Annotated in this window: 4 tRNA genes; all 4 read right to left on the bottom strand. The window is 51.0% G+C overall.

Features of this window, described 5'->3' with window-relative positions:
- Positions 1-74 precede the first annotated feature (74 nt).
- Positions 75-167: transfer RNA gene (locus ACLBWW_RS28625), tRNA-Ser, on the bottom strand.
- Positions 168-227: 60 nt separating this feature from the next.
- Positions 228-320, bottom strand: a tRNA-Ser gene (locus ACLBWW_RS28620).
- A gap of 20 nt (positions 321-340) precedes the next feature.
- Positions 341-413: transfer RNA gene (locus ACLBWW_RS28615), tRNA-Ala, on the bottom strand.
- A gap of 15 nt (positions 414-428) precedes the next feature.
- Positions 429-502 (bottom strand) — tRNA-Pro (locus ACLBWW_RS28610).
- Positions 503-526: the final 24 nt, after the last annotated feature.

Here is a 526-nt window from a genome sequence, read left to right as displayed (position 1 = left end):
GCGACCTTCGGGTTATGAGCCCGACGAGCTACCGTGCTGCTCCACCCCGCGACAATATAATGTTTTTTTAAAAATGGAGGAGGTAGAGGGATTCGAACCCCCGCGCGACTCTCGCCGCCTGTCGGTTTTCAAGACCGATCCCTTCAGCCGAACTTGGGTATACCTCCATGAAGGAAAAAAAATAAAAATTTTATTATTATATGTATCTAAACCATTTAAAAAGAAAATGGAGGAGGTAGAGGGATTCGAACCCCCGCGCGATTCTCACCGCCTGTCGGTTTTCAAGACCGATCCCTTCAGCCGAACTTGGGTATACCTCCGAGACATATAATAAATAAAGTGGAGCCTAGCGGGATCGAACCGCTGACCTCCTGCGTGCAAGGCAGGCGCTCTCCCAGCTGAGCTAAGGCCCCATGTTTTTGGGAATATCGGGAAGACAGGATTTGAACCTGCGACCCCCTGGTCCCAAACCAGGTGCTCTACCAAGCTGAGCCACTTCCCGTTAATAAAAGCGCGCCCGAGAGGA

The sequence above is a fragment of the Bacillus sp. M5A3_1b genome, from assembly GCF_053345335.1.
Note: the sequence above shows the minus strand (reverse complement) of the source record. Positions and strands in the feature narration are given on the sequence as shown.